The sequence below is a fragment of the Vibrio sp. Vb1755 genome (genome assembly GCF_033338635.1).
Classification (GTDB): Bacteria; Pseudomonadota; Gammaproteobacteria; order Enterobacterales; family Vibrionaceae; genus Vibrio; species Vibrio alginolyticus.
In genome coordinates this window covers 1-2,025 of record NZ_JAWOTA010000037.1, presented here as the reverse complement: position 1 = coordinate 2,025, position 2,025 = coordinate 1, and the positions used below count along the sequence as shown (strand labels likewise).

Annotated in this window: 3 protein-coding genes; all 3 read left to right on the top strand. The window is 45.7% G+C overall.

The features are described 5' to 3' along the window. A partial coding sequence (locus R7E00_RS20990) for a chemotaxis protein CheW (protein ID WP_318124462.1) occupies positions 1 to 870 on the top strand: 870 nt, incomplete at its 5' end. Positions 871 to 905: 35 nt separating this feature from the next. Continuing rightward, positions 906 to 1,400: a chemotaxis protein CheW gene (locus R7E00_RS20985; protein WP_005380507.1), complete on the top strand. Its 495-nt coding sequence runs from the start codon at positions 906 to 908 to the stop codon at positions 1,398 to 1,400. Between the two features lie 13 nt (positions 1,401 to 1,413). Then, complete coding sequence (locus R7E00_RS20980) at positions 1,414 to 1,908, top strand: DUF2802 domain-containing protein (RefSeq protein WP_025998721.1); 495 nt, start codon at positions 1,414 to 1,416, stop codon at positions 1,906 to 1,908. Positions 1,909 to 2,025: the final 117 nt, after the last annotated feature.

Genomic DNA, 2,025 nt, shown 5'->3' with positions numbered 1-2,025 from the left:
CCAGAATTACAGCTACAATACTCGGAGCCAGAAACGTACCAGTTTCAAGAAACATATCCGCCAGAGTTGGAAGCTCCAAACCTGGAAGATGTTCAAAGGCTATTAAGTCAGCTTGAAGCAAGCAACCCAGTGGCTGAGTTGGATATTGATAGTATTCTTGAACAAAATACGATTGATATTGCAGCAGAGATAAAAGCGGCTGAGCCTGAGGTACAAACCTTTAGTGAGGTGCCTGAGCTTCAGGGTGTTGAGGAAATACAGGACTGGGTGATTGATGAGCCAGTTTTTGAGGAAGCGCAACCAGAGGTGGATGAACCTCACGCAGTGATCGAACAAAGTATCAATATAGAAGCGAACGTCGATACTGAACTCGAAACACAAGCAGATTCCGATATACCAACGGTCTGGGAAAGCACGAAGCGAAGTGAGGACTTCCAAGTTCTTTACTTTGATGTGAATGGTGTCACGTTTGCTGTACCTCTTGATGAGTTAGGTGGTATTCATCGCATTAGCGAGCTTAACCATTTGATAGGAAAACCCGCCTGGTATTTGGGGCTACAAACGAATCGCGAGCAGCAGTTTGATGTCATCGATACCGCGAAATGGGTGATGGCAGATAAGCTTCGTGATGATAGCTATAAAGATAACTACCAATATGTCGTCATGCTTGGTGAGAGCATGTGGGGGTTGGCCAGTAACCAATTAATGGGGACTGAAACGCTTAATATCGACAAGGTTCGCTGGCGTGAGCAGGCGGGTAAACGCCCTTGGCTAGCGGGCATGGTAAAAGAAAAAATGTGTGCCTTAATTCATGTCCAGGCGCTCATTGACATGCTAAACGCCGGTTTAGATGTCAAATCACTGAATTAGATTTAAGTCGGGAACGACATTAACGAGGATTAACTATGTCTCAAGCTTTTGAAGTAGAAGTGAAGAAAGATGCATCGAATGACGAAGTTCTTCAGTGGGTGACGTTCCAGCTAGAAGAAGAAACGTACGGCATCAACGTAATGCAAGTTCGTGAAGTACTTCGTTATACTGAAATTGCCCCTGTTCCAGGTGCACCAGATTATGTACTTGGTATCATCAACCTACGCGGTAATGTAGTTACTGTTATCGATACACGTTCACGTTTTGGCCTGATGGAAGGCGAAGTCACCGACAACACTCGTATTATTGTGATCGAGTCTGAGCGTCAAGTGATTGGTATCTTAGTAGATAGCGTGGCAGAAGTCGTTTATCTGCGTTCTTCTGAAATTGATACGACGCCTTCAGTTGGTACCGACGAGAGTGCGAAGTTCATCCAGGGTGTGAGCAACCGTGACGGCAAGCTTCTTATCCTTGTGGATTTGAACAAGCTGCTAACAGATGACGAGTGGGACGAGATGGCTCACCTTTAATGGCTGAATGATGATGGCTGAAGAGACTCTTTTATCTGCTCCATTCCTTGCGGGTGGCGTCGCTTTTATCGTGTTAGTATTGGTTGTTTTGCAACTGCGGATTCGCTCGGGGTTACAAAAGCAGTTAGACCAACAACGAGCTCAATCTCGACACGCAGATAAAGAAGTGCAAAAGTTGAGTAAGCAGTTACTCGAAGTGCGCTCGGTTGTCGTTGGTCTTGGGCAAAAAGTGACGGAGCAACAAGACATTATTCAGCACTTAAACGAGAGAATTCGCGAACTCGAACACGCTGATACTGATGGTCGCTTGTACAGTCGCGCTTCTAAAATGGTACAGCTTGGCGCTGATATCAACGAGCTGATTGAAGAGTGCGAACTACCAAAAGCCGAAGCTGAGTTGATGCTTTCACTGCAGAAGAAACTGGCAGGGAAAGAGAAGATTCCACCATTAAGTGGTCAGCCATCAGATGACGCAGAATATCCAGCGCGTGGACGTCGTCGACGCTAAAGGTTATCAAGCGATAAAAAAGAGGCGTTATTACGCCTCTTTTTTTGTTTTCAGCCCTAAACCACCTACTTCAGTAGGTGGTTATCATCCGTTTCGGCTTTGCCTGTAAAACTACTC

Coding starts and splice junctions, on each gene's coding strand:
- R7E00_RS20985 (WP_005380507.1), top strand. CDS start 906: ATGTCTCAAGCTTTTGAAGTAGAAGTGAAGAAAGATGCATCGAATGAC.
- R7E00_RS20980 (WP_025998721.1), top strand. CDS start 1,414: ATGGCTGAAGAGACTCTTTTATCTGCTCCATTCCTTGCGGGTGGCGTC.